This is a genomic window from Massilia sp. Masssp93, assembly GCF_059491295.1.
This window is the reverse complement of the sequence record NZ_CP168502.1, coordinates 1382929-1408550: the sequence shown is the minus strand read 5'-3', so window position 1 is coordinate 1408550 and position 25622 is coordinate 1382929. Positions and strand designations below refer to the sequence as shown.

The following is a 25622-nucleotide window of genomic DNA, read 5'->3' as shown; positions in this document are numbered from 1 at the left end:
GTGCGCGGCACCGGCGGCCTGTTGGCCTATTTGGTCGACAGCACCAGCACGGTGACCGAATACGGCGCGAAGCGATAGCTGAACTCTTTGCCCAGCCCGCTCGCCTTGCTGGTCACCGGCACCACCTTGTTCGGCTCGGCGATGGTGTTGGTGTCTTCCTTATGCGCCGAGCTCAGTACGATCGCCTTGCCTTCGGCGGCCACCCTGGCGGCCCCGGCAAGGTCGACCCGCACCGTCTGCGCACTGCCGATCGCGTTGACGACCTTCAGGTAGATCTCGCCGCGCTGCGCCGACCTGGTCGCCGAGAAGAACATGGTCGGCACTTCCTGCGCCGGCGGCAGCACCTGCGGCGTCTCCTTCCGGGCCGCCTCCTGCCACGTCTGCGTACTCACTTTTTGCGCAGTCACCGGCAGCGACACGTCGCCCAGATAATTGCTGAACATTTTCTGCGCGTAGTACGACGGCGAGCCATAGCTCGCTTGCGCGTCGTAGCCGACGAGGTTGTATCGCCACTGCACGCCGCCCGGATTGGCGTTCACCAGCAGCGGCGCGTAGCAGGCCATCTCGACGACGTCGGCGTTGCGCTCCATGCCCGTCATGAACGCGGCGTCGGCCAGCGCGGAATGCAGGTCGGTGGTCGGCTCGCCCTCTTGCGAAGCCCATTCGCCGATGAACACTTTCGGCCCCTTGCGCTCGTAGCTGTCGTAGCGCGCGGCGTCGTGCATCATCTGCAGCGGCTTGTAGTAGTAATGCTCGTCGACCAGGTCGGGCACCCGGCTGATCACCTTCTGTTGCTGGCCCAGCCAGTCCTTGCCATTGACGGTGGAGATCAGCTTGAGCTGCGGATACTTCGCCTTGATGGCGTCGTGGAACTGGGTGTAGCGGCCGTCGTAGGTCTTGTGCTTGTCGAAGCCGTCCTCGTTGCCGATCTCGACGTAGCGCAGCTTGAACGGCGCCGGATGGCCGTCCCTGGCGCGCCGCGCGCCCCACGTCGTGCTGACGTCGCCGGTGACGTATTCGATCTCGTCGAGCGCTTCCTGCACGAAGGGCTGCAGCGCCGGGCCGGCGGGAACGTTCTCCCCGTTGAGCGCGTAACCGGCGAACACCGCCAGCACCGGCTCGGCCTTCATATCCTCGGTCCACTCGAGAAATTCGAGCAGGCCCATGCCGTCGGACGAGCGGTATCCCCAGGTGCCGGGATGGCCGGGACGCTGCGCGATCGGACCGAGCGTTTCCTTCCACTTGAAGCGGGTATCCACGGTAACGCCCTCGAGGTAGTTCCCGCCCGGGAAGCGCAGGAAGCGCGGCTTCATGTCGACCAGTTTCTGCATCAGGTCGACCCGGTTGCCGTTCGCCCGGTCCTTGTAGGTCGGCGGGAACAGCGAGACCTGGTTGAACCAGACGGTGCCCGGACTTTCGGTGGCGATCACCAGGCGCGCGTCGGCGGTCGGCTTGACGTCGGCGGCGGTCGCCAGGGTGACGCTGTAGCGTTTCCATTCGCCGTCGATGCGGCCGCCCTCGGCCTGCGCGTACACGGTCTTGCCGTCGGTGCCTTCGATGCTGACGGTCAGCGGCACGCCGCCCGCGCCGGCGGTTTTGGCGTAGAAGCTGGCGCGGTAGCGGGTGTTCGGCTTGACCGGAATGCCCCAGTAGCCAGCGTTGGCGATGCCGACCCGGTGGCCCTGCGCGGCGCGCTCGGCGTCCAGGCGCAGGCTGGTGGTCAGGGCGGTGGCGGGGACGGGAAAGCGCTGGTCGAGCGCGATCGCGGCGCTGCCGCCGGCATCCTGCACCACCGACCAGTGCACGGGCGTCTTGTCGTCGTCCTTGAAGACGCGGTTGCGCACCAGTTCCGCGTACAAGCCGCCATCGTAGGAATAGTTGATTTCCTCGGTCATCAGGCCGTACAAGGTCGGACTGACGGGAATGCCGGGCTTGGCGAGGTCGATCCTGACGGTGGTCTGCGCCATCGCCAGCGGCGCGATCAGGGTCGCCAGCGACAGCAGGCGGTGGGCGCGGAAGCGGCGTTGCGGAATGTTCGATTTCATGGGAGGGATAGGCTGTATCGTGGGGCTGCGCTTACGGGGCGCTCTGGTGTGACGTTCGTGGCATCTGCGCCGCGAACGCGCCAACAAAAAAGGAAGATCGCAAATTATTACGACCGCCCCCTGCCACGACCAATCACATTTTGACGGCGACCGATACGCGAATCGACATCGATCGCTCTTCCTGCCCCTAGGCGCACGCCAATGTCCGAAAAAATGGTGGCCCCGTCCGTCGAAAAAGACCCCGCACTTTGGTGATTTTGAAAACTGCGGCGCACACCGGCTCGCCTGGAAATTCAAGCGGGCCGGCCGCGGTCTGCTCTACAGTAACTGATCCGCATGGGCGCGCGGGCGCCCTGCCCGCGCCGCCAAAACAAAAAAGGCTCCCGATGGGAGCCTTGTCTGTTTGGCGGAGAGGGTGGGATTCGAACCCACGGTACGGTCACCCGTACGCCTGATTTCGAGTCAGGTACATTCGACCACTCTGCCACCTCTCCAGGTCGCGATCGCGTTGCGGTCGTTTCGCGTGAGGCCGCATTATAGACGGCCTCCGGCAAAAACGGAAGATCTATTTACTTACGCTGCCGGCACGAGGCGCTCGAGGCCCCCCATGTACGGGCGCAGCACCTCGGGCACGACGACGCTGCCGTCCGCCTGCTGGTAGTTTTCCAGCACGGCCACGAGCGTGCGGCCCACGGCCAGGCCCGAGCCGTTCAGCGTGTGCAGCAGTTCCGGCTTGCCTTTTGCGTTGCGGAAGCGGGCCTGCATGCGGCGGGCCTGGAAGTCTTCGCAATTCGACAGCGACGAGATCTCGCGGTACGTGTTCTGCGCCGGCAGCCACACTTCGAGGTCGTAGGTCTTGGCGGCGGAAAAGCCCATATCGCCCGTGCACAGCTGCATCACGCGGTACGGCAGGCCCAGGTTCTTCAGGATCGTCTCGGCCTGGCCCACCATCTCTTCCAGCGCGTCGTACGACTGTTCCGGATGGGCGATCTGCACGAGCTCGACCTTGTCGAACTGGTGCTGGCGGATCATGCCGCGGGTGTCGCGGCCGTAGCTGCCCGCTTCCGAGCGGAAGCACGGGGTGTGCGCCGTCATCTTGATCGGCAGCGCTTCCGCGGCCACGATCTCGTCGCGCACCATGTTCGTCAGCGACACTTCCGACGTCGGGATCAGGTAGAAGTTCTCGCCCTCGCCTTCCGCGCCGCCTTTTTTCACGGCGAACAGGTCTTCCTCGAACTTCGGCAGCTGGCCCGTGCCGCGCAGCGAATCCGCGTTCACCATGTACGGCGTGTAGCACTCCGTGTAGCCGTGCTGGCCCGTGTGCGTGTCCAGCATGTATTGCGCCAGCGCGCGGTGCAGGCGGGCGATGCCGCCTTTCATCACGGCGAAGCGCGAGCCGGTCAGCTTGGTCGCGGTGTCGAAATCCAGGCCCAGCGCGTTGCCGACGTCGACGTGGTCCCTGACCTCGAAATCGAAGACGCGCGGCGTGCCGACCTTGCGCACCTCGACGTTGCCCGACTCGTCCTGGCCCACCGGCGTGGACGGGTGCGGCAGGTTCGGGATCGCGGCCATGAACTGCGCCAGCTTGTCCTGCACCTGGGCAAGCAGCATCTCGTCGGCCTTGAGCTCGTCGCCGATGCCGGCCACCTCGGCCATCACGGCGCTCGTGTCTTCGCCCTTGCCTTTCAGCATGCCGATCTGCTTGGACAGCGAATTGCGCTTGCCCTGCAATTCCTCGGTGCGCGTCTGGATCGCCTTGCGCTCGCCCTCGAGGGCGTTGAATCCGGCGACGTCGAGCACGTACTTGCGGCTCGCGAGGCGCGCGGCGGCGTTGTCGATGTCTTTGCGGAGGAGTTGAATGTCTATCATTGTCGGGATTGTCGCAGCGTGGGATATCGAAAGCGCAATTGTACCAAGTCGCGGGCGGCAAACCATTGCCGCGTGCCGATCCGGGTACGGGGAGGTACTTGGGCTCCCGCCTGCGCGGGAGCGACGTTCATAGTGCCGAAGCCGCGTTCATGGTGCCGGAGCCACGTTCATGGTGCGGGAGCCACGTTCTTGGTGCGTGTACGCCGTTCATGGTGCGTGCGCGCCCTTCATGCGGCATGCGTCGTTCATGCGGCATGCGCACCGTTGATGCGGCATGCGCTCAGTCCTCGCCGCCGGCGCGGGCGTCGTCGTCCAGGCTGCGCAGCCAGGCCAGCTTTTCCGCGATCTTCGCCTCGATCCCGCGCGGCACCGGCTGGTACCAGCCGGGCTCGGGCATGCCGTCCGGCAGGTAGGTCTCGCCGGCCGCGTACGCGTGCGGCTCGTCGTGGGCGTAGCGGTATTCGTGGCCGTAGCCCAGTTCCTTCATGAGCTTCGTCGGCGCGTTGCGCAGGTGGACCGGCACTTCGCGCGATTTATCCTTGCGCACGAAGGCCATCGCGGCATTGAACGCGTTATAGCCGGCATTGCTCTTGGCGGCGATGGCGAGGTAGACGACGGCCTGGCCCAGCGCCAGTTCGCCCTCCGGCGAACCGAGGCGCTCGAAGGTCGCGGCCGCGTCGTTGGCGAGCTGGATGGCGCGCGGGTCGGCGATGCCGATGTCTTCCCACGCCATCCGGACGATGCGCCGCGACAGGTATTTCGGGTCGGCGCCGCCGTCCAGCATGCGGCACAGCCAGTACAGGGCGGCGTCCGGATGCGAGCCGCGCACCGACTTGTGCAACGCCGAGATCTGGTCGTAGAAATTGTCGCCGCCCTTGTCGAAGCGGCGTGCGTTCAGCGTGAGCGCGTTCTCGACGAATTCGCGCGTGACGTGCGTCGTCCGGGACGTGTCGGCCGACGTCTTCGTCTGCTCCAGCAGGTTCAGGAAGCGCCGGGCGTCGCCGTCCGCATAGCCGACCAGGGTCTGGACCGCGACGTCGTCGAACTGCAGGTGCGACAGCCCGCCGCTGCGGCGCGCGCGCTCCAGCAACTGGCGCAGCTCGTCGTCGTCCAGCGCCTTGAGCACGTACACCTGAGCGCGCGACAGCAGCGCGGAGTTGACTTCGAACGACGGGTTTTCCGTCGTCGCGCCGATCAGGGTGACGAGGCCGGACTCCACGAACGGCAGCAGCGCATCCTGCTGCGACTTGTTGAAGCGGTGGATCTCGTCGATGAACAGGATCGTGTGGCGGCCGGAGGCAAGGTAGTGCTCGGCCTGCTCGATGGAAGCGCGGATGTCCTTCACGCCCGACAGCACCGCGGACAGCGCGATGAATTCGCAATCGAACGCGTGCGCCGTCAGCCGCGCCAGCGTCGTCTTGCCGACCCCCGGCGGGCCCCACAGGATCATCGAGTGCGGGCGGCCCGACTTGAACACGAGGTTCAGCGGCTTGCCCTCGCCCAGCAGGTGGCTCTGGCCGATCACCTCGTCGATGGTCTTCGGCCGCAGGCTTTCCGCCAGCGGGGCCGCGGGTTCGGTCTTGAAAAGGTCATCCACGGGCAGCTCCCATGGCGCGCGAGGCGTTGTTATTGTTCATCTTGCCTATGTATGGCCTTTGCGTCGAAAGCGCAAGTGGCTTACTGGTTGACGACCTCGGCACCCTTCGGCACGTCGAACTTGAACGCCTGCGCGCCGAGCGCCGGATTGCGCTGGAAGCTCGTGAACCTGAGCAGCACGGTCTGGCCGAAATTATCCTTCAGCTCCATCGCCTGCGGCGTACCGTCCTTGAGGCCGATGCCGATCTGCTCGAACGTCGTGTCCTTCGATTTGGGCGTCGCGTTCAGCCATTCCAGGCCGTCGTGCGTGCCCGCCTCGGACAGGGTGAAATTCTTTTCCAGGTCGTTGCTGCCGAACAGGATGGCGGCCGGCGAGCTGCCCAGCGCGCCGCCCAGCTTGCGCGTGGTGACCTGGTTCAGGTCCTTGTCGTACAGGTACAGCGTGTCGCCGTCGGCCTGCAGCAGTTGTTCGTACGGCTTCTGGTAGGTCCAGATGAATTTGCCGGGGCGCGAGAACACGAAGGTGCCGCTCGACGTCTTGCCCGGCTTGCCCGACGTGCGGACCTGGGTCTGCGTGAATTCGCCGCGGGCCGATCTGGTGCCGGCGACGAAGGATTTGAACTGGTCGAGCGCGGTGGCGTGGGCCGCGCCGGCGAACAGCATGGCGGCGGCGATCAGCGTGGTTTTCAGCGTCATGGTCATATGGTCGATTTCCTTTTATTGTATGCCGGCGATGCGGCCGTGCTCGTGCTGGCGGAACGCGTGGGCGGAGGGCCGCCCACCCTACGGACCCGTCGCCGGCGTAGGGTGGGCACACCGTGCCCACGCGATTTGCAAACCGTCACGGTGCGCAACGCGGTCTATTCGGCGTTCGTGACCGGCACGAGGATGTCGCGGTTGCCGTTCGACTGCATCGGCGACACGACGCCGCTCTGTTCCATCTGCTCGAGCAGGCGCGCGGCGCGGTTGTAGCCGATGCGCAGGTGGCGCTGCACGAGCGAGATCGACGCGCGGCGGTTCTTCAGCACCACCGCCACCGCCTGGTCGTACATCGCGTCGGATTCGCCGCCGCCTTCGCCGGCCGGGATGCCGTCGGCGCCGCCCTCTTCGGCCACGCCGCCTTCGAGAATGCCTTCAATGTAATTCGGCTCGCCCGTCGACTGGAGATGTTTTACAACTCGATGCACTTCATCGTCCGAGACGAACGCGCCGTGCACGCGGACCGGCAGGCCCGTCCCCGGCGGCATGTACAGCATGTCGCCCATGCCCAGCAGCGTCTCCGCGCCCATCTGGTCGAGGATGGTGCGCGAGTCGATCTTGGACGACACCTGGAACGCGATACGCGTCGGGATGTTCGCCTTGATCAGGCCCGTGATGACGTCCACGGAAGGACGCTGCGTCGCCAGGATCAGGTGGATGCCGGCCGCGCGCGCCTTCTGCGCGATACGGGCGATCAGTTCCTCGACCTTTTTGCCGACCACCATCATCAGGTCGGCCAGCTCGTCGATGATGATGACGATCGTCGGCAGCTTGTCCAGCGGTTCCGGCGCGTCCGGCGTCAACGAGAACGGGTTCGGGATGTGCTCCTCGCGCTTCGCCGCTTCCGCGATCTTGCCGTTGTAGCCGGCCAGGTTGCGCACGCCCAGCTTCGACATCAGCTTGTAGCGCCGCTCCATCTCGTTCACGGCCCAGTTCAGCGCGTGGCCGGCCTGGCGCATGTCGGTGACGACGGGCGCCAGCAGGTGCGGGATGCCTTCGTAGACCGACATCTCCAGCATCTTCGGGTCGATCAGGATCAGGCGCACGTCGGCCGGATCGGCCTTGTACAGCAGCGACAGGATCGTCGCGTTGATGCCCACCGATTTGCCGGAACCGGTCGTACCCGCCACCAGCAGGTGCGGCATCTTGGCGAGGTCGGCGACGACCGGCTTGCCGGCGATGTCCTTGCCCAGCGCGACCGTCAGGCTGGAGGCGCTGTCGCCATACACCTTCGAGCCGAGGATCTCGGTCAGGCGCACGATCTGGCGCTTCGGATTCGGCAGTTCCAGCGCCATGTAGTTCTTGCCGGGGATCGTCTCGACGACGCGGATCGACGTCAGCGACAGCGAACGCGCGAGGTCGCGCGCCAGGTTGACGATCTGGCTGCCCTTCACGCCCGTCGCCGGTTCGATCTCGTAGCGGGTGACGACCGGGCCCGGATACGCGGCCACGACCTTCGCCTCGACGCCGAAGTCGGACAGCTTCTTCTCGATCAGGCGGCTGGTGAATTCGAGGGTCTCGATGGCGACGGATTCCTGCGCCGGCGGCGCGTCGTCCAGCAGCGCCAGCGGCGGCAGCGTATTGTCGCCGTGGACCTCGAACAGGTGCGACTGGCGCTCCTTCTCGGCGCGCTCGGAGCGCGGCACGGTGACCATCTGCGGTTCGATCTTGATCGGGGCCGGGTTCGGCGCCGATGCCGGCGGCAGCGGCGCCTTCGCGGGCGTGGGCGAAGGCACGCGCGGGGCGGGCCCGGTGTCCGGCTCGTCGTCGAACGAGGGCTCGGCCGCGAACGGCGGCGCGGCCGGCGCGGACGATGCATGAGCGGCGTCGTCGATCTGCGGCTCGGCCTTGGCGCGGGCCAGCTTCGCCTCGCCGCGCGCCTTGACCTTGGCCTTCATCTTGGCCAGGAAGCCCGGCGCGGCGGGCGCGGCGTCCTGCGCGTCGTCCGACTCATCGTCGCGCGGGGTCTCGATCCGCACGGGCGAACCCGCGTGTTTTTCCACGTACTTGGCGCGTTCGTGCACGACGACTTCGTCGCGCTTGTGCGCCGCGACCTCGCCGTAGCGGCGGTCTTCGCGGTCTTCGTAGCGCAGGCGGAACCAGTCCCAGCTCGTCTCGACGGATTCGCCGATGCGCTCGGCCACGGCCAGCCACGACACCTGGAAATACCAGGAAAAGCCGAGGCCGAACAACAGCAGCAGGAGCAGGGTCGCGCCGGTGAAGCCGAACGCGTTGTGCGCGGCGTGGCCGATCAGCTGGCCCAGCACGCCGCCGGCCGCGCGCGGCAGCTCGACCTTCAATGACCACATGCGCAGGTATTCGAGGCCGACGCTGCCGGCGAACATCAGCACGAAGCCGATCCAGCGGATCAGCGTCTCGCCCTGGTGCTCGGGTTCCTGCTGCGCTTCCTGGACGATGAACCGCGAATGCAGGCGCCGGTAGCCCTGCCACACGGCGCGCGTGAAGCAGACGCACAACCACCAGGCGGAAAAGCCGAAGATGAACAGCAGCAGGTCGGCCAGCCAGGCGCCGGCGCGGCCGCCCAGGTTGGCGACGTGGGCGACGGCGTTCTCGTGCGACCAGCCCGGATCGACCTTGTTATAGCTGAGCAAAATGAGGACGAAATACAACAGCGCGACGACCATTGCCAGCCAGCGCGCCTCCGACAACAGGCGCACGAGCCGGTTCGGCAGCGGCTGGCGCGGCGGCCTCGGCTTGTGAGTATAGGTCGTGCTCGTCGATGGACTATTCTTGCTCATTGCGGTTTGAAACGGTACTGCTGGGTAACAATGCCCCAAAGATGACCATTCTAAGCGATATATTGCCGCGCAGGCCCCACGATTCATGCTCACGTGCATCATCGACTATAATCCCGGGTTCAACGCCTCTTGATTCCGCTCTGCCCGACCCCACTTTCCGGGCATCATCCAATAGAAGAAGTTCACACATGACCACTCGCAAACACGCCAAAGTCCTGATCCTCGGTTCCGGCCCCGCCGGTTACAGCGCCGCCGTCTATGCGGCGCGAGCCAATCTCAGTCCGATGCTGGTGACCGGTGTCGAGCAGGGTGGTCAGCTGATGACGACGACGGACGTCGAGAACTGGCCGGGCGATCCGCTGGGCGTCCAGGGTCCGGAACTGATGCAGCGCCTGCTGCAGCACGCCGAGCGCTTCAATACGGAAATCGTGTTCGACCATATCCACACGACCTTCTTGAACGAGAAGCCGATCCGCCTGGTGGGCGATTCGCACGAATTCACGTGCGACGCGCTGATCATCGCGACCGGCGCCTCCGCCCAGTACCTCGGCCTGCCCAGCGAGCAGGAATTCATGGGCAAGGGCGTGTCGGCGTGCGCGACCTGCGACGGCTTCTTCTACCGCAACCAGGAAGTCGCCGTGATCGGCGGCGGCAACACGGCCGTCGAGGAAGCGCTGTACCTGTCGAACATCGCGACCAAGGTCACGCTGATCCACCGCCGCGAGAAGTTCCGCGCCGAGCCCATCCTCGTCGACCGCCTGATGAGCAGGGTCGCCGAGGGCAAGATCGTGCTGGAACTGAACCAGACGCTGGACGAGGTCAAGGGCGACCAGAGCGGCGTGACGGGCGTGCGACTGAAGTCGACGGACGGCGGCGCGACCAAGGAGCTCACGGTGCACGGCCTGTTCGTGGCGATCGGCCACAAGCCGAACACCGGCATCTTCGAAGGCCAGCTGGACATGCACAACGGCTACCTCAAGACCCGCGGCGGCAGCGAAGGCATGGCCGCGGCGACCAGCGTGCCGGGCGTGTTCGCGGCCGGCGACGTGCAGGACCACGTGTACCGCCAGGCGATCACGTCGTCGGGCTCGGGCTGCATGGCCGCGCTGGATGCCCAGCGCTACCTGGAAGCCTTGGAATAACTTTTTGCAGGCTGTTCGATGGCGATACGCCTGCTTGCCGGGGGCAGGCAGGTGAAGTAAATTGCGGCAGCAATGATGAAACAATTTTCGGAATTAAAATCCTTGCGCGACAAGCTCAAGGAAGACGAAAGGCAGCGCGCCATCGAAAAGGCCGAGCGCGACAAGCGCGAACGCCTCGCGCGCGAGCACGCCGTCGAATTCGGCGCGGCCGTCAAGGACGTCGTCAAGATGCCCGAATCCGACCGCTACGTGTGGCGCCCGATGCACGATTTCGAGACGCGCGGCACGCCGCTGCCCGCGCGTCCCCGCACCGCCGAGGAAGAAACGGCGGCCGTGCTGCGCGAATCGATGCTCTCCGACCAGTTCGACGTCGACGGCCTGCTCGACGAAGACCCCTCCCTCAGCTGGTCGGCGCCAGGCGTCGGCCCGGACGTCGTCAAGAAGCTGCGCAAGCGCCACTGGCCCGTCGAGGACGAGCTGGACCTGCACGGCCTCACGCGCGACCTGGCGCGCCGCCACGTCGACGCCTATCTCCACAAATCCAGCAAGCGCGGCATCCGCTGCGTGCGCATCATCCACGGCGTGGGCTATGGCTCGGCCGGCGGCGAACCCGTCCTGCGCGGCATGGTCCACAGCTGGCTCGTGCAGACGAGCGACGTGGTCGCCTTCTGCGTGGCGAACCGGGCCGACGGCGGCAACGGCGCCCTGATCGTGCTCCTGCGTCCCGCGCTCGACGACCGGTGAATGTGTCATGGCACGTCCGTACGGGGCGTGTTTAGTTGACAAAAATCCGCGGCGATTTGGCGAACGCTGTAATATGCAGGCACCGTCGCGCCGTCCTGGCGCCGCCAGCATAAGGATGAATGAGTGGAGTCCACCACGCCAGTACCGATGGCAGCGCCGCGGCGGGTCGACCTGCACAATTGCGCGGACGAACCGATCCACATCCCCGGCTCGATCCAGCCGCACGGCGCACTCATCTTCCTGTCGGACACCGGGCTCGTCGAAGGCTGGAGCGCCAACATCGCCACGATCGCGGGCGCGGCGCCCGCGCTGGGGCAACCGTACGGCGCGCTGGGCCTGCCGCAGGCGGTGACGGAACTCATCCAGGAATGCATCGCCACGACCGACAGCGGTGAAGCGCCGGCCATGGTGGCGGCCGTCGCCATCGGCGGCCGCGACTACGACTGCGTCGTGCACGCGCACGCACGGCGCGTGCTCGTCGAATTCGAGGCGCGCGACGTCGGCATGGCCGAAGTCGCCCAGTTCGCGATCAAGGCGCATTCGTCGATCGACCGCCTGCGCCGCCAGCGCACCATCGAGGGCCTGCTGGAGACGGCCGTGCGCCAGGTGCGCGACTTCACGGGCTTCGACCGCGTGATGGCCTACCGGTTCCGCGGCGACGATTCCGGCGACGTGGTGGCCGAGGCGCGCCGCGACGACCTCGTGCCCTACCTCGGCCAGCGCTACCCGGCCGGCGACATCCCGCCGCAGGCGCGCCGCCTGTACGTGCTGAACACCCTGCGCATGATCGCCGACGTGGGCTACCACGCCGTGCCGCTTTTGGGCCTGCCCGCCGCGGCGCCGCTCGACATGAGCTTCGCCGTGCTGCGCAGCGTGTCGCCGATCCACGTCGAATACCTGCAGAACATGGGCGTCGGCGCGTCGATGAGCGTGTCGATCGTCGTGGGCGGCCGCCTGTGGGGACTGGTCGCCTGCCACCACATGGCGCCGAAACGCGTGCCCTACTCCGTGCGCATGGCGGCCGACGTGCTGGCGCAAGTGATCGCGTCGACCGTCCAAAGCATCGAATCGCGCGAGGACGCGGCGCTCGTGGAACACGCGGCCCAGGTCCGCACGCGCCTCGTCGAATCGCTGCTGCTGGAAGACGATCCGCTCGACGCCCTCCTCCAGCACGGCGACGGGCTGCTCGACTCCACGCACGCCCAGGCCCTGGTCGTGACCCAGTACGGGCGCGTCGTCTGCCGCGGCGTCGACCAGGCGCTGGGCGAGGCCGTCGTCGCGTCGCTGCCGGCCGAGCCGAGCGACGTCGTCACGCGCGGCTGCGTGCAGGACTGGCCGGACGCGCTCCGGCCCCGGCTCGGCAAATGGGCCGGCATGCTGGGCCTGCCGTTCGATCCGCCCAGCGGCGGCTGGTGCGTGCTGCTGCGCACGGAACAGGTCGAGGAAGTGGCGTGGGGCGGCAAGCCGGACAAGAGCACGGCCGGCCCGATGGGCGAACGCCTGACGCCGCGGGGGTCGTTCGACGCCTGGATCGAGACGGTGCGCGGCCGCGCCCACCCGTGGGAGGACGGCATCCTCACCCATGCGCGCATGATGCTCGGGGAACTCGCGCGCGTCTCGAACACGCGCCGCGCCCAGACCGAAGCGACGCGCGCCCAGCTGCTCGCGATGCTGGGCCACGACCTGCGCGATCCGCTCAACTCGATCAACATGGCGGGCCTGGTGCTGGAGCGGACGGACGCCGGCAGCAACAAGGGGACGCTGGGCACGCGCATCCGCTCGTCCAGCAACCGCATGCAGCGCATGATCGGCCAGGTGCTGGACATGAGCCGCATCGACCGCGGCATGGGCCTGGGCGTCGCCCTGGAGCCGGTGGACCTCGCGGCCCTGGTCGAGGACATGGTCGAGGAAGCGCGCCTCGCCTACCCCACCATCGTCTACGATGCGCACACGCTGGGCCCGGCGTTCGTGCTGGCCGACGGCGGCCGCCTGGGCCAGGTGATCTCGAACCTGCTGTCGAATGCGCGCCACCATGGCGAACCGAACCAGCCGATCGCGGTCCGCCTGGCATCGGAGAACGGCCAGGCCGTGCTGGAAGTGGCGAACGCGGGCAGCCCGATCGCCCCGGAGACGGAGGCCGCGCTGTTCAATCCGTTCAAGCGCAGCGCGCTGAACAATCCGCGCAACCGCACGGGCATGGGCCTGGGGCTGTACATCGCCCAGCAGATCGTGCGCGAGCACGCGGGCGAGATCGCCTACCGCCACGAGGACGGCAAGGTGGTGTTTGCCGTGCGGCTGCCGCTGGCGCCGAACTTGTAGGGCGGGCGGCCCTCCGCCCACGCGCGACGCGTGCGTGATGCCTGCTTCCGCGTGGGCACGGGGTGCCCACCCTACGGGGCTGACGGCGCCGGGGTCGGCATGTTAGTCTAGCAAGATGGAGACAACGGGCCGCGGCATCCACCTCATCACCGTCATCGAGATCGTCGCGATCCTGGTCGGCGCGTTCTCGGGTTTCATCGAGGCCCGGCGCAAGCGCATGGATGTGGTGGGGGTGTTCACGGTCGCCTTCATCGCCGCGTTCGGCGGCGGGACCGTCCGCGACATCCTGCTGGATAAACGGCCGCTGTTCTGGGTGATCCACCAGGAATACGCGATCCTGATCTTCGTGCTGGCGCTGGTCGCGACGCCGCTGATCCGCACGCTGCGCCAGATCGTGTCGGAACGGCTGATCGTGATCGCCGACGCCGTCGGCCTGGGCCTGTTTTCCGTGGCCGGCGTGTCGTCCGCGCTGGACGCGCGCATGCCCCTGTTCATCGCCTCGATGATGGGCGTGATCACGGGGATCTGCGGCGGCGTGATGCGCGACATCGTCTGCAACGAAGTGCCGATGGTGTTCCGGGACGGCAAGCCCTACGCCATCTGCGCATTCCTCGGCAACTGGATGTTCCTGCTGCTGGGGATGAACGGCTTCCCGCACGACTTCGCGCTGTGGTCCAGCGCGATGTTCATCGTCGTGTTCCGGCTCGTGACGTGGAAGTTCGATCTGAGGCTGGGGCGGTAGCAGGCGCTGCACTCGCCTTCAGCATCGACACCGTCGTTCGCGGCCCGCTAAATTCATACGTCGTTCCCGCGCAGGCGGGAACCCAAGTTGTTCGCGGCCCGCCGGCTGAAATTGGATCCCCGCCTTCGCGGGGACGACGGGTGTGCGCGGCGGCGAGTGCACGGAGGCGACGCGTCTGGCTTCAAACCGTCGTTCCCGCGCAGGCGGGAACCCAAGTTGTTCGCGGCCCGCCGGCTGAAATTGGATCCCCGCCTTCGCGCACTGCTGTCCGGAATAATTTGAGGGGAAATCGCTGAAGGTGTTGCAGGGACTGGTTTACGGGCGTATACCCGAGTCGCCAAACTCAAAAAACCAAAACCCCGCAACATGTTCAGCATAGCTACCTTTCAGGAATTATTAAAGGGCCTGCCCCGCTCGGAGTTCGATCGGCTGGTAAAAAGGCACAAGGCCGACAAGTACTCTAAAAAATTCGGGCACTGGCAGCACCTGATCGCAATGATGTACGGGCAGCTCAGTGAAGCGCCGGGCTTGCGGGCGCTGGAGACGGGCTTTAATCATCACCGCTCTCACCATTACCATTTGGGCGCCGGGATGATCAAACGTACGACGCTGGCCGATGCGAACGCCAGGCGCTCCGATACCGTGTTCAGTGACGTCGCCAATTGGCTGATGGGACAGGTGTCGCGTCAGTTGCGCAGCGATAGTGCTGAATTGATGTATCTGCTCGACTCGACGTCGTTGACGCTCAAGGGACGGGAATTCGAGCGTTGGACACAAGAAAACCGCACCCGCAACACCCAGGGTATCAAGGTCCATGTCCTGCTCGATGCCGAGACCCGGACGCCAGACTGGATTTCGTTCAGCGCGGCCAACGTGAACGACGTAGAGAAAGCCTGGAGCGTACCGCTGGTTCGGGGCGCCCTTTACGTCTTCGACAAAGGCTACTGCGACTACGCCTGGTGGAACGCCATCAGTCAGGCTGGGGCGCAGTTCGTTACCCGGTTCAAACGCAATGCCGGCCTACAGATAATCGAAGAAAGAAGCATTCCCGCCGAAGCCGCCGGGGTCGTGCTCAATGATGAAATCGTCCGGCTCAAACATAAGCGTCCCGGAGGACGAGACAACCCATATCTGGCATCGCTACGGCGTATCACGATCGCTCGCCCGGAAAAGGACACGCCGCTTGTCCTGGCCACCAACGATCTGGACAGCGCCGCGTTCGAGATCGCCCAGCGTTACAAGGAGCGCTGGGGAATCGAACTGTTTTTCAAGTGGATCAAGCAGCACCTGAAAATCAAAAAATTCCTCGGGCGGAGCGAAAACGCAGTGCGCATCCAGGTGCTTACAGCGTTGATCAGCTATTTGCTCGTGGCGCTCTACAAGCAGCGGCACTCGCTCAAGATCAGTCTCTGGGACTGTCTCGTGCTGATACGCGCCACCTTGTTTCAGCGCCCCGAGATCGAAGCTTCCCGCTATCGACAACGACGGCGACTTCAGCAAGAAATGGCAGAGCTCCAGCTGAGCCTCATCTGATGAAACTGTCAAGAATTTTATTCCGGACAGCAGTGCGCCTGCGCGGGAACGACGGTGACTGTGACGTTGCTGGAAGCAGCCATCAGCTGAGAGACCGTCGCCCCCGCGCAGGCGGGGGCCCAATATTGCATGCGTGATCGCACCGCGGGAAACTTGGGTTCCCGCCTGCGCGCACTGCTGTCCGGAATAATTTGAGGGGAAATCGCTGAAGGTGTTGCAGGGACTGGTTTGCGGGCGTATACCCGAGTCGCCAAACTCAAAAAACCAAAACCCCGCAACATGTTCAGCATAGCTACCTTTCAGGAATTATTAAAGGGCCTGCCCCGCTCGGAGTTCGATCGGCTGGTAAAAAGACACAAGGCCGACAAGTACTCTAAAAAATTCGGGCACTGGCAGCACCTGATCGCAATGATGTACGGGCAGCTCAGTGAAGCGCCGGGCTTGCGGGCGCTGGAGACGGGCTTTAATCATCACCGCTCTCACCATTACCATTTGGGCGCCGGGATGATCAAACGTACGACGCTGGCCGATGCGAACGCCAGGCGCTCCGATACCGTGTTCAGTGACGTCGCCAATTGGCTGATGGGACAGGTGTCGCGTCAGTTGCGCAGCGATAGTGCTGAATTGATGTATCTGCTCGACTCGACGTCGTTGACGCTCAAGGGACGGGAATTCGAGCGTTGGACACAAGAAAACCGCACCCGCAACACCCAGGGTATCAAGGTCCATGTCCTGCTCGATGCCGAGACCCGGACGCCAGACTGGATTTCGTTCAGCGCGGCCAACGTGAACGACGTAGAGAAAGCCTGGAGCGTACCGCTGGTTCGGGGCGCCCTTTACGTCTTCGACAAAGGCTACTGCGACTACGCCTGGTGGAACGCCATCAGTCAGGCTGGGGCGCAGTTCGTTACCCGGTTCAAACGCAATGCCGGCCTACAGATAATCGAAGAAAGAAGCATTCCCGCCGAAGCCGCCGGGGTCGTGCTCAATGATGAAATCGTCCGGCTCAAACATAAGCGTCCCGGAGGACGAGACAACCCGTACCTGGCATCGCTACGGCGTATCACGATCGCTCGCCCGGAAAAGGACACGCCGCTTGTCCTGGCCACCAACGATCTGGACAGCGCCGCGTTCGAGATCGCCCAGCGTTACAAGGAGCGCTGGGGAATCGAACTGTTTTTCAAGTGGATCAAGCAGCACCTGAAAATCAAAAAATTCCTCGGGCGGAGCGAAAACGCAGTGCGCATCCAGGTGCTTACAGCGTTGATCAGCTATTTGCTCGTGGCGCTCTACAAGCAGCGGCACTCGCTCAAGATCAGTCTCTGGGACTGTCTCGTGCTGATACGCGCCACCTTGTTTCAGCGCCCCGAGATCGAAGCTTCCCGCTATCGACAACGACGGCGACTTCAGCAAGAAATGGCAGAGCTCCAGCTGAGCCTCATCTGATGAAACTGTCAAGAATTTTATTCCGGACAGCAGTGCGCCTTCGCGGGGACGACGGTTGTGCGCGGCGGCGAGTGCACGGAGGCGACGCGTCCGGCTTCGAACCGTCGTTCCCGCGCAGGCGGGAACCCAAGTTGTTCGCGGCCCGCCGGCTGAAATTGGATCCCCGCCTTCGCGGGGACGACGGGTGTGCGCGACGGCGAGTGCACGGAGGCGACGCGTCCGGCTTCAAACCGTCGTTCCCGCGCAGGCGGGAACCCAAGTTATACGCGGCCCGCCGGCTGAAATTGGATCCCCGCCTTCGCGGGGACGACGGGTGTGCGCGGCGGCGAGTGCACGGAGGCGACGCGTCCGGCTTCGAACCGTCGTTTCCGCGCAGGCGGGAACCCAAGTTGTTCGCGGCCCGCCGGCTGAAATTGGATCCCCGCCTTCGCGGGGACGACGGGTGTGCGCGGCGGCGAGTGCACGGAGGCGACGCGTCTGGCTTCGAACCGTCGTTCCCGCGCAGGCGGGAACCCAAGTTGTTCGCGGCCCGCCGGCTGAAATTGGATCCCCGCCTTCGCGGGGACGACGGGTGTGCGCGGCGGCGAGTGCACGGAGGCGACGCGTCTGGCTTCGAACCGTCGTTCCCGCGCAGGCGGGAACCCAAGTTGTTCGCGGCCCGCCAGCTGAAATTGGATCCCCGCCTTCGCGGGGACGACGGGTGTGCGCGGCGGCGAGTGCACGGAGGCGACGCGTCCGGCTTCAAACCGTCGTTCCCGCGCAGGCGGGAACCCAAGTTATACGCGGCTCGCCGGCTGAAATTGGATCCCCGCCTTCGCCGGGGACGACGGGTGTGCGCGGCGGCGAGTGCACGGAGGCGACGCGTCCGGCTTCGAACCGTCGTTTCCGCGCAGGCGGGAACCCAAGTTGCTCGCGGCCCGCCGGCTGAAATTGGATCCCCGCCTTCGCGGGGACGACGGGTGTGCGCGGCGGCGAGTGCACGGAGGCGACGCGTCCGGCTTCAAACCGTCGTTCCCGCGCAGGCGGGAACCCAAGTTGTTCGCGGCCCGCCGGCTGAAATTGGATCCCCGCCTTCGCCGGGGACGACGGGTGTGCGCGGCGGCGAGTGCACGGAGGCGACGCGTCCGGCTTCAAACCGTCGTTCCCGCGCAGGCGGGAACCCAAGTTGCTCGCGGCCCGCCGGCTGAAATTGGATCCCCGCCTTCGCGGGGACGACGCGCGCGGGCTTAAACCGCGTCCGGCCCCGTCTCGCCGGTACGGATGCGGATCACCTGCTCCACTTCCTGCACGAAGATCTTGCCGTCGCCGATCTTGCCCGTGCGCGCGGCCTTGATGATGGCGTCCACCACCTGCTCCGTCAGCGCATCGTCGACCACCACTTCGATCTTCACCTTGGGCAGGAAGTCGACCACGTATTCGGCGCCGCGGTACAGTTCCGTGTGGCCCTTCTGGCGGCCGAAGCCCTTCACTTCCGTGACGGTCAGGCCGGTGACGTTCACCTCGGCCAGCGCTTCGCGCACTTCGTCCAGCTTGAACGGCTTGATCACGCAGGTAATCTGTTTCATGTGTATCTCCTTTCAATTTCCCGGGATTATCGCATGGCGCCCGGTCAATCTGGAATCCTGGCCAGCTGCGCCATCCACACGGTCGCTTCCGAATCGCTGGGCGCGCGCCAGTCGCCGCGCGGGGACAGCGAGCCGCCGTTGCCGACCTTCGGCCCGTTCGGCACGCAGGAGCGCTTGAACTGGCTCGTCTTGAAGAAACGCCACAGGAAGATGCCCAGGTTCTTCTTGATCGCCGCGAGGCCGTACTGGTTGCGCGCCGGGTTGCCGCCTTCCGGCCACGGCCCGCGTGCCGCGTCGCGCCACGCGCTCCAGGACAGGAACGCGACCTTGGCCGGTCCGAAACCGTAGCGGATCGTGTAGTACAAATTAAAATCCTGCAGCTCGTACGGGCCGATGAAGTCTTCCGTCACCTGCGCCGGCTTGTTCGCGTCCCCCGCCTTGCCCGGCACCAGTTCCGGCGAGATCTCGGTTTCCAGCACGTTGATCAGGACATCGGACCCCGTCTCGCCGACCTGCTTCGTGTCCGCGACCCAGCGCACGAGGTGCGAGATCAGCGTCTTGGGCACGCTCGCGTTGACGTTGTAGTGCGACATGTGGTCGCCCACGCCGTACGTGCACCAGCCCAGCGCCAGCTCGGACAGGTCGCCGGTGCCGATCACGATCGCGTGGTGATGGTTCGCGAGGCGGAACAAATGGCTCGTGCGCTCGCCCGCCTGCACGTTCTCGAACGTGACGTCGTACTGTTCCGCGCCCTCCGCATACGGGTGGCCGAGGTCCTTGAGCATCTGGATGCAGCTGGGGCGGATGTCGATTTCGTGCGCCGTGCAGCCGACGACGCGCATCAGTTCGCGCGCCTGGCGCAAGGTGCGTTCGCTCGTCGCGAAGCCCGGCATCGTGTACGCGAGGATGTTCGCGCGCGGCAGGTCCAGCTTGTCCATCGCCTTGGCGCAGACGAGCAGCGCGTGCGTGGAATCGAGGCCGCCCGAGATGCCGATCACGACCTTCTGGTGGCCGGACGACTGCAGCCGCTGCACCAGCGCCTGCACCTGGATGTTGTAGACCTCGGTGCAGCGCGCGTCGCGCCGGCGGCCGTCGGCCGGCACGTACGGGAAGCGTTCGACGAGGCGCGCCAGCGGCAGGTCGCGCTCGAGCGGCAGCGGGACGGCAAACTTTTGCACGCGGAATTTTGCCACCTCGTGCGCATGGCGCCGCACGGACTGCGCGAACGTCGTCGTGTGCATGCGGTCGACGGACAGGCGTTCCAGGTCGACGTCGCCATAGACGATGTGCGAGTCGCCCTGGAAGCGCTCGGACTCGGCCAGCAGGTCGCCCTTTTCGTAGATCAGCGACTGGCCGTCCCACGCCATGTCCGTCGTCGATTCGCCCTGTCCGGCCGACGTGTACAGGTACGCGGCCAGGCAGCGCGCCGACTGCTGCGCCACGAGCTGGTGGCGATAGCCGCTCTTGCCCACCACGACGTTCGACGCCGACAGGTTCACCAGCACCGTCGCGCCGGCCAGCGCGGCGTACGAGGACGGCGGGATCGGCACCCACACGTCTTCGCAGATCTCGACGTGGAAGCGCAGCAGCGGCAGATTCTCCAGCTCGAACAGCTGCTCGGGGCCGAACGGCACGTCCTGGCCCAGCAGCGAAATATGGTCGACTGCGGCGTTGTCCGCCGCGCTGAACTGCCGACTTTCGTAAAATTCGCCATAATTGGGCAGATAGCTTTTCGGAACCACGCCCAGGATGCGGCCGCCCGCGACGACGACGGCACAGTTGAACAGCACGTGGCCGACGCGCAGCGGCGCGCCGACGACGAGCGCCAGCGGCAGAGAACTCGATGCGGCGACCACCTCGGCCAGCGCGTCCAGCACGGCGTCGAGCAGCGCGCGCTGGTGGAACAGGTCGTCGCACGTGTAGGCCGACAAGCCCAGTTCGGGGAAGGCGGCCAGCACGGCGCCCGCGTCGGCGGCCTCGCGCGCGAGGCGGATCGTTTCCTGCGCGTTGAAGGCCGGGTCGGCGACCTTGCAACGCGGACTGGCGACGGCCACGCGCGCGAAATCGTGGGAATACAGGTTGAAGAATCGCTTATCCATAGGTCTCAACAGCTCACGGAAGTCATCTTGAATTATCGCACGCATATCGTTTCTTCTCTGTCCGAGATCGGGCAAGCCCGGTGGGACGGCCTCGTCGCCCTGCAGGACAATGCCAACCCGTTCCTGTCCTTCGCGTTCCTGCACGCGCTGCACGAATCCGGCAGCGCGACGCCGGAAACGGGCTGGCAGCCGCAGTACATCGCGCTGTACGACGCCGCCGACGGCCTGGCCGCCGCCCTGCCCCTGTACGTGAAAGGCCATTCGTACGGCGAATACGTGTTCGACTGGGCGTGGGCCAATGCCTACCAGGAGCATGGACTCGACTATTATCCGAAGCTGCTGTCCGCGATCCCGTTCACGCCCGTCGCCGGCCCGCGCCTGCTCGCGCGCGACGCGCGGGCGCGGGCGGCCCTCGTCGACGTTCTGGTGAAGACGCAGAAGGCGACGGAGGTGTCGTCCACGCACGTGCTGTTCCCGCCGGACGAGGAAGCGAAACAGCTGGCCGACGCCGGCTTCATGCTGCGCAGCGGGGTGCAGTTCCACTGGATGAACGCAGGCTATGCGACGTTCGACGACTTCCTCGCCACCCTGGAACAAAAGAAGCGCAAGAACATCCGCGCCGAGCGGCGCAAGGTGCGCGAGGCCGGCGTCTCGCTGCGGCGCGTGCGCGGGCGGGACATCACGGACGAGGAATGGCGCTTCTTCACGCGCTGCTACCGCAACACCTATTCGGAACACTTTTCCAAGCCCTACCTGAACCTGGACTTCTTCCGCCGCATCGGAAAAACGATGCCGGACAACCTGCTGCTCGTGATCGCAGAGCGCGACGGCCACCCGATCGCGGCCTCGCTCGTCGTGCACGACGCGACCACCCTGTACGGCCGCTACTGGGGCGCGCTGGAACACGTGCCCTGCCTGCACTTCGAGGCGGCCTACTACCAGCCGCTCGAGTTCTGCATCGAACAGGGCATCCAGGTGTTCGAAGGCGGCGCGCAGGGCGAGCACAAGATGGCGCGCGGCTTCCTGCCGACGCGGACCTGGTCGGCGCACTGGCTCGCGCATCCGTCGTTCGCGGACGCCGTCGAGCGCTTCCTGGAGCGCGAAGCCGGCGGGATCGACGATTACATCGATGAGCTCAACGACCGCAACCCGTTCCGAAAATGAGCGGTAGGGTGGGCACGCCGTGCCCACGCGCTACGTCAACCGCAACACATAACGCGCATACGGCACGCCGCGGATCGGCGGCAAATTGTGATGGCGGCGCGGTCGGTCGGTCGGTCGGCCGGCACATAGTCGCGGATCACGCCGCCCTCCCGATGTCGCCCTTGTCCCACCACAGCTTCGGATTGTTGTCGGCCAGGTCGCGCAACAGGTCCCACACGACCTTCACGCGGCGCAGCCGGTACAGGTCCGTCGGCGCCGCCAGCCAGAACGAGCGCTCCGCATAAAAGCCCTGCAGGACGGGCACGAGACGGCCGTCGTCCGGCACGGCATACGGCGGCGCCATCATGAGGCCCAGGCCCAGCGACGCCGCCTCGATCTGCGCCCCCATGCCCGAGCAGCACAGGCGGCGGCGCGGCGTGAATCCGAGTTCGTTCAGGTATGACAGTTCGCGGCTGGCCAGGCGGTCCTGCACGTAGTCGACGAAGTGGTGGTGCTCCAGGTCCGCATGCGTGCGGATGGGCGGGTGCCGGGCGAGATACGCCGGCGACGCATACAGGTAGAAGCGGAACGAGGCGAGGCGCGTCACCATGTAGCGCCCCGTCGACGGCGGATCGAGCATGACGCCGAGATCGGCCTCGCGGTTGGCCAGGTTGGCGAAGCGCGGCAGGGCCAGCAGGTCGATCGACAGGTCCGGGTGCTCGTCGAACAGTGTCACCAGCAGGGGCGCGACGACGCGCACCCCGAACACTTCCGGCACGCCCAGCCGCACGACGCCGTGCGCCGCCACTTCCGCCCCGCCCAGCTGCTCGGTGGCGGCCAGCGCCGCGCCTTCCATCGCCTCGGCGTGCGGCAGCAGGGCCAGGCCCATCTCCGTCAGCTCGTAGCCTTCGCGCGAGCGGTCGAACAGGGTCGTCCCCAGCTGCTGCTCCAGGCGGTCGATGCGCCGGGCGACGGTCGTGTGCTCGACGTCGAGGCGGCGCGACGCCCCCGACAGGGTGCCGGCGCGCGCCAGCTCCAGGAAAAACCGCAAATCCGTCCACTCCGGCAGGCTGTGCATGGTTGTCTCCCCCGGTCCCCGCCGACCCGTCACGCATGGGGTCACCGTTCAGTGCGGCTTTTTCGAGAACCCGTTGTTTGATATCAAGGTGACATATTGTGCACCAGTGCACATTGCCGCTGCAACGTTTTCGGAATATCTCTTGCGTATGCACAGCAGAGCGGTTTTCCGCGCGTTGCAACGTGCCGCGTCCTCAGGCGCCGCCTGCGATGGGCGGTTCCGGCGTGCTGTGCATAAATGCACAACCGGTGGGCGCGGCGTTGTCTTTTCAACCAGTTTCATCCGAGGCACACTCCGATCATGCGAAACGTACCTGAACGCATAACACCAAACAAAATCAGGAGACATTCAATGCGTGTTAGCAAGCCGAAACTGCACCGCCCCGCCCGTTCCGCCATGTCCATTGCCGTGCTCATGGCAATGTACGGCAGCACGATCGGGGTCGCCCATTCCCAGGAAGACGCGAACACCGCTCCTGCCGCGTCCGCCACGGAAGACATCAGCAAGGTCGTCGTGACCGCTCGCCGCCGCGCCGAATTGATCCAGGACGTACCGGGCGCGGTGACCGCGCTGTCCGGCGCCGAGCTCGAAAAACAGGCCATCCCCGACCTCACCGCGCTCACCGACAAGGTGCCGAACACCACGCTGAAAACGTCGCGCGGCACCAACACCACGCTGACCGCGTTCATCCGCGGCATCGGCCAGCAGGACCCCGTCGCCGGCTACGAGCAGGGCGTCGGCATCTATCTCGACGACGTCTACCTGGCGCGTCCGCAGGGCGCCCTCACCGACATCTACGACCTCGAACGCATCGAAGTGCTGCGCGGCCCCCAGGGCACGCTGTATGGCCGCAACACGATCGGCGGCGCCGTCAAGTACGTGACCCGCAAGCTCGCCCCGAAACCCATGCTGGATGCGAAGGCCACCGTGGGCAACTACGGCGAAGCGGACCTCGTCGTCAAGGCCAGCACGCCCGTGACGGACATCCTGCGCCTGGGCGGCACGCTCGCCACCTTCAACCGCAACGGCTTCGGCCACAACGTCCTCACCGGCCAGCAGAACTACAACAAGGACCTGTGGGCCGGCCGCATCAGCGCGGAACTGCTGCCGAACAGCGACCTGTTCGTGCGCTTCGCCTACGACCGCACGGTCGACGACTCGCAACCGCGCCAGGGTTATCGCGTGACGGCGGGCCCCGCGCCGGCCAACATCCAGCCGCTGCCCGGCCTGTACGACACGCGCGCCGACCTGTACTCGGTGGTCGGCCACAAGCAGCAGGTAATCAACCAGGGCACCTCGCTCTTGATCGACTACACCATCGATCCGACCCTGTCGTTCAAGTCGATCACCGCCAACCGCAAGTCGGAATCGTATGCCCCGATCGATTTCGATTCGCTCGAGACGCCGCTGTTCGAGGCGCCGGCCATCTACAGCGACCACCAGACCAGCCAGGAATTCCAGCTGACCTACACCGGCTCGCGCCTGCAGGGCGTGGCCGGCGTGTTCTACATGAAGGCCAACGCCTTCAACAAGTTCGACGTCCTGTACAACGCGGCCGGCGGCCTGTCGCTGCTGACGTACGACGACATCGACACCCGCACGTGGGCGGCCTTCGCCGACGCCAGCTACAGCCTGACCGACACGTTCAACGTCACGGTCGGCGGCCGCTACACGGACGACCAGCGGCGCGCGCGCATCTTCAAGCAGACCTATCTCGGCTTGAAAGGGTCGGCGCTGCTGGGCAATCCGGCCGCCTTCGCGTTCGGGCCGCCGAACACGGATCTCGGCAAGGACGACCTGGACCGCACCGACAAGAAATTCACGCCCAAGGTCGGCATCGGCTGGAAGTTCGCGCCGGACCACAACGTCTACGGCACCTTTTCCAAGGGCTTCAAGGGCGGCATGTTCGATCCGCGCATGGACCTGACGGCATCCGGCGGCCCGAACACGGCGGCCTCGCTGGCCAAGCGCCGCGGCGTCGATCCGGAAGAAGTCAGCACCGTCGAGCTGGGCCTGAAGTCGTCGATGCACGGCGGCCGCCTGCAGACGAATGCCGCGGTCTTCTACACCGACTACAAGAACGTCCAGATCCCCGGCTCGATCCCGACCTTCGACGCGAACGGCAACGTGAACGGCTTCGCCGGCACGCTGACGAATGCCGGCAAGGCCAGGATCGACGGCCTCGAACTGGAAATGATCGCCTACCTGACCAACGCGCTCAGCGTCAGCGCGATGTACAGCCACATCGATGCCAAGTACAAGCAGTGGTATGTCGCGAACGGGGCCAACCTGGTCAACATCGCGGGCAGCACGGAGTTCCAGAACACGCCCAAGAACGCCGCCAACCTGTCCGTGAACTACGACTGGCCGCTCGCGCTGGCGGGACGTTCGGGCACGCTGAGCCTGATGAACAGCATTGCCTACAAGAGCAAGGTGTACCAGACCGAGATCGCGCGCCCGACCGGCGTCCCCAGCCTGGATGCCACCATCCCCGGCAACCTGGCGCTGTCCCAGGGCGGCTTCGGCCTGTGGGACGCGGGCCTCGTCTGGACCAGTTCCGACCGCAAGTATCAGGTCGGACTGCATGGCCGCAACCTGACGGACAAGCGCTACAAGGTGGCCGGCTATAACTTCTCCGGCTTCTTCAACTCCGTCACCGCCTTCTACGGCGACCCGCGCAGCGTCCGCGCGACGCTGGACGTGAAGTTCTGATCGTCCGCCCGGACCGCGAGGAGAGCCCCCCGCCGGGGCTCTCCGCCGAGGCGCCCCAGGCTCGACGCGCC

The 25622-nt window shown here is 65.8% G+C and carries 16 protein-coding genes and 1 tRNA gene; 8 read left to right on the top strand and 9 right to left on the bottom strand.

The features are described 5' to 3' along the window. Nucleotides 1-26: 26 nt before the first annotated feature. The 6 genes from ACEN9Q_RS06160 to ACEN9Q_RS06135 form a co-directional block, all read right to left on the bottom strand. Nucleotides 27-2045: an alpha-L-arabinofuranosidase family protein gene (locus ACEN9Q_RS06160; protein WP_495627697.1), complete on the bottom strand. Its 2019-nt coding sequence runs from the start codon at nt 2043-2045 to the stop codon at nt 27-29. Nucleotides 2046-2449: 404 nt separating this feature from the next. Then, nucleotides 2450-2539, bottom strand: a tRNA-Ser gene (locus tag ACEN9Q_RS06155). A gap of 79 nt (nt 2540-2618) precedes the next feature. Continuing rightward, nucleotides 2619-3914 carry a serine--tRNA ligase gene (gene serS / locus ACEN9Q_RS06150; RefSeq protein ID WP_495627696.1) on the bottom strand — a complete coding sequence of 432 codons (1296 nt, stop codon included), beginning with the start codon at nt 3912-3914 and terminating at the stop codon, nt 2619-2621. Between the two features lie 280 nt (nt 3915-4194). After that, a complete protein-coding gene (locus ACEN9Q_RS06145) occupies nt 4195-5511 on the bottom strand; it encodes a replication-associated recombination protein A (RefSeq protein ID WP_495627695.1) in 1317 nt (438 codons plus the stop codon). 80 nt (nt 5512-5591) lie between these two features. Further along, nucleotides 5592-6212 (bottom strand): outer membrane lipoprotein chaperone LolA, encoded by a 621-nt coding sequence (lolA, locus tag ACEN9Q_RS06140; protein ID WP_495627694.1) that lies wholly within the window; start codon nt 6210-6212, stop codon nt 5592-5594. A 158-nt stretch (nt 6213-6370) separates the two neighbouring features. Next, a complete protein-coding gene (locus tag ACEN9Q_RS06135) occupies nt 6371-9028 on the bottom strand; it encodes a DNA translocase FtsK (RefSeq protein WP_495627693.1) in 2658 nt (885 codons plus the stop codon). A 188-nt stretch (nt 9029-9216) separates the two neighbouring features. Between ACEN9Q_RS06135 and trxB the strand changes: the two genes are divergently transcribed. From trxB to ACEN9Q_RS06105, 6 genes are all read left to right on the top strand, one after another. Beyond that, complete coding sequence (gene trxB / locus ACEN9Q_RS06130; RefSeq protein ID WP_495627692.1) at nt 9217-10170, top strand: thioredoxin-disulfide reductase; 954 nt, start codon at nt 9217-9219, stop codon at nt 10168-10170. A 72-nt stretch (nt 10171-10242) separates the two neighbouring features. Next, nucleotides 10243-10914 (top strand): Smr/MutS family protein, encoded by a 672-nt coding sequence (locus ACEN9Q_RS06125; RefSeq protein WP_495627691.1) that lies wholly within the window; start codon nt 10243-10245, stop codon nt 10912-10914. Nucleotides 10915-11061: 147 nt separating this feature from the next. Beyond that, entirely contained in the window at nt 11062-13233 is a 2172-nt protein-coding gene (locus tag ACEN9Q_RS06120) for an ATP-binding protein (RefSeq protein WP_495627690.1), read from the top strand. A 115-nt stretch (nt 13234-13348) separates the two neighbouring features. Further along, nucleotides 13349-13975 (top strand): trimeric intracellular cation channel family protein, encoded by a 627-nt coding sequence (locus ACEN9Q_RS06115; protein ID WP_200958299.1) that lies wholly within the window; start codon nt 13349-13351, stop codon nt 13973-13975. Between the two features lie 366 nt (nt 13976-14341). Then, a complete protein-coding gene (locus ACEN9Q_RS06110; RefSeq protein WP_495625211.1) occupies nt 14342-15508 on the top strand; it encodes an IS4 family transposase in 1167 nt (388 codons plus the stop codon). A 279-nt stretch (nt 15509-15787) separates the two neighbouring features. After that, a complete protein-coding gene (locus ACEN9Q_RS06105) occupies nt 15788-16954 on the top strand; it encodes an IS4 family transposase (RefSeq protein ID WP_495625211.1) in 1167 nt (388 codons plus the stop codon). A gap of 1226 nt (nt 16955-18180) precedes the next feature. Here the strand turns inward: ACEN9Q_RS06105 and ACEN9Q_RS06100 are convergent. Both ACEN9Q_RS06100 and ACEN9Q_RS06095 read right to left on the bottom strand, forming a co-directional pair. Further along, nucleotides 18181-18519 (bottom strand): P-II family nitrogen regulator, encoded by a 339-nt coding sequence (locus ACEN9Q_RS06100; RefSeq protein ID WP_036236923.1) that lies wholly within the window; start codon nt 18517-18519, stop codon nt 18181-18183. Between the two features lie 44 nt (nt 18520-18563). Further along, nucleotides 18564-20618: an NAD(+) synthase gene (locus tag ACEN9Q_RS06095; RefSeq protein ID WP_495627689.1), complete on the bottom strand. Its 2055-nt coding sequence runs from the start codon at nt 20616-20618 to the stop codon at nt 18564-18566. A gap of 27 nt (nt 20619-20645) precedes the next feature. On the opposite strand from ACEN9Q_RS06095, the gene ACEN9Q_RS06090 reads away from it, so the two are divergent. After that, on the top strand, nt 20646-21782 hold the full coding sequence (locus ACEN9Q_RS06090; protein ID WP_495627688.1) for a GNAT family N-acetyltransferase: 1137 nt from the start codon (nt 20646-20648) through the stop codon (nt 21780-21782). Nucleotides 21783-21918: 136 nt separating this feature from the next. Here ACEN9Q_RS06090 and ACEN9Q_RS06085 read toward each other — a convergent pair whose 3' ends face one another. Next, nucleotides 21919-22839 carry a LysR family transcriptional regulator gene (locus tag ACEN9Q_RS06085; protein WP_495627687.1) on the bottom strand — a complete coding sequence of 307 codons (921 nt, stop codon included), beginning with the start codon at nt 22837-22839 and terminating at the stop codon, nt 21919-21921. A gap of 351 nt (nt 22840-23190) precedes the next feature. Between ACEN9Q_RS06085 and ACEN9Q_RS06080 the strand changes: the two genes are divergently transcribed. Continuing rightward, nucleotides 23191-25551, top strand: coding sequence for a TonB-dependent receptor (locus tag ACEN9Q_RS06080; RefSeq protein ID WP_495627686.1), 2361 nt, complete (start codon nt 23191-23193; stop codon nt 25549-25551). Nucleotides 25552-25622 lie beyond the last annotated feature (71 nt).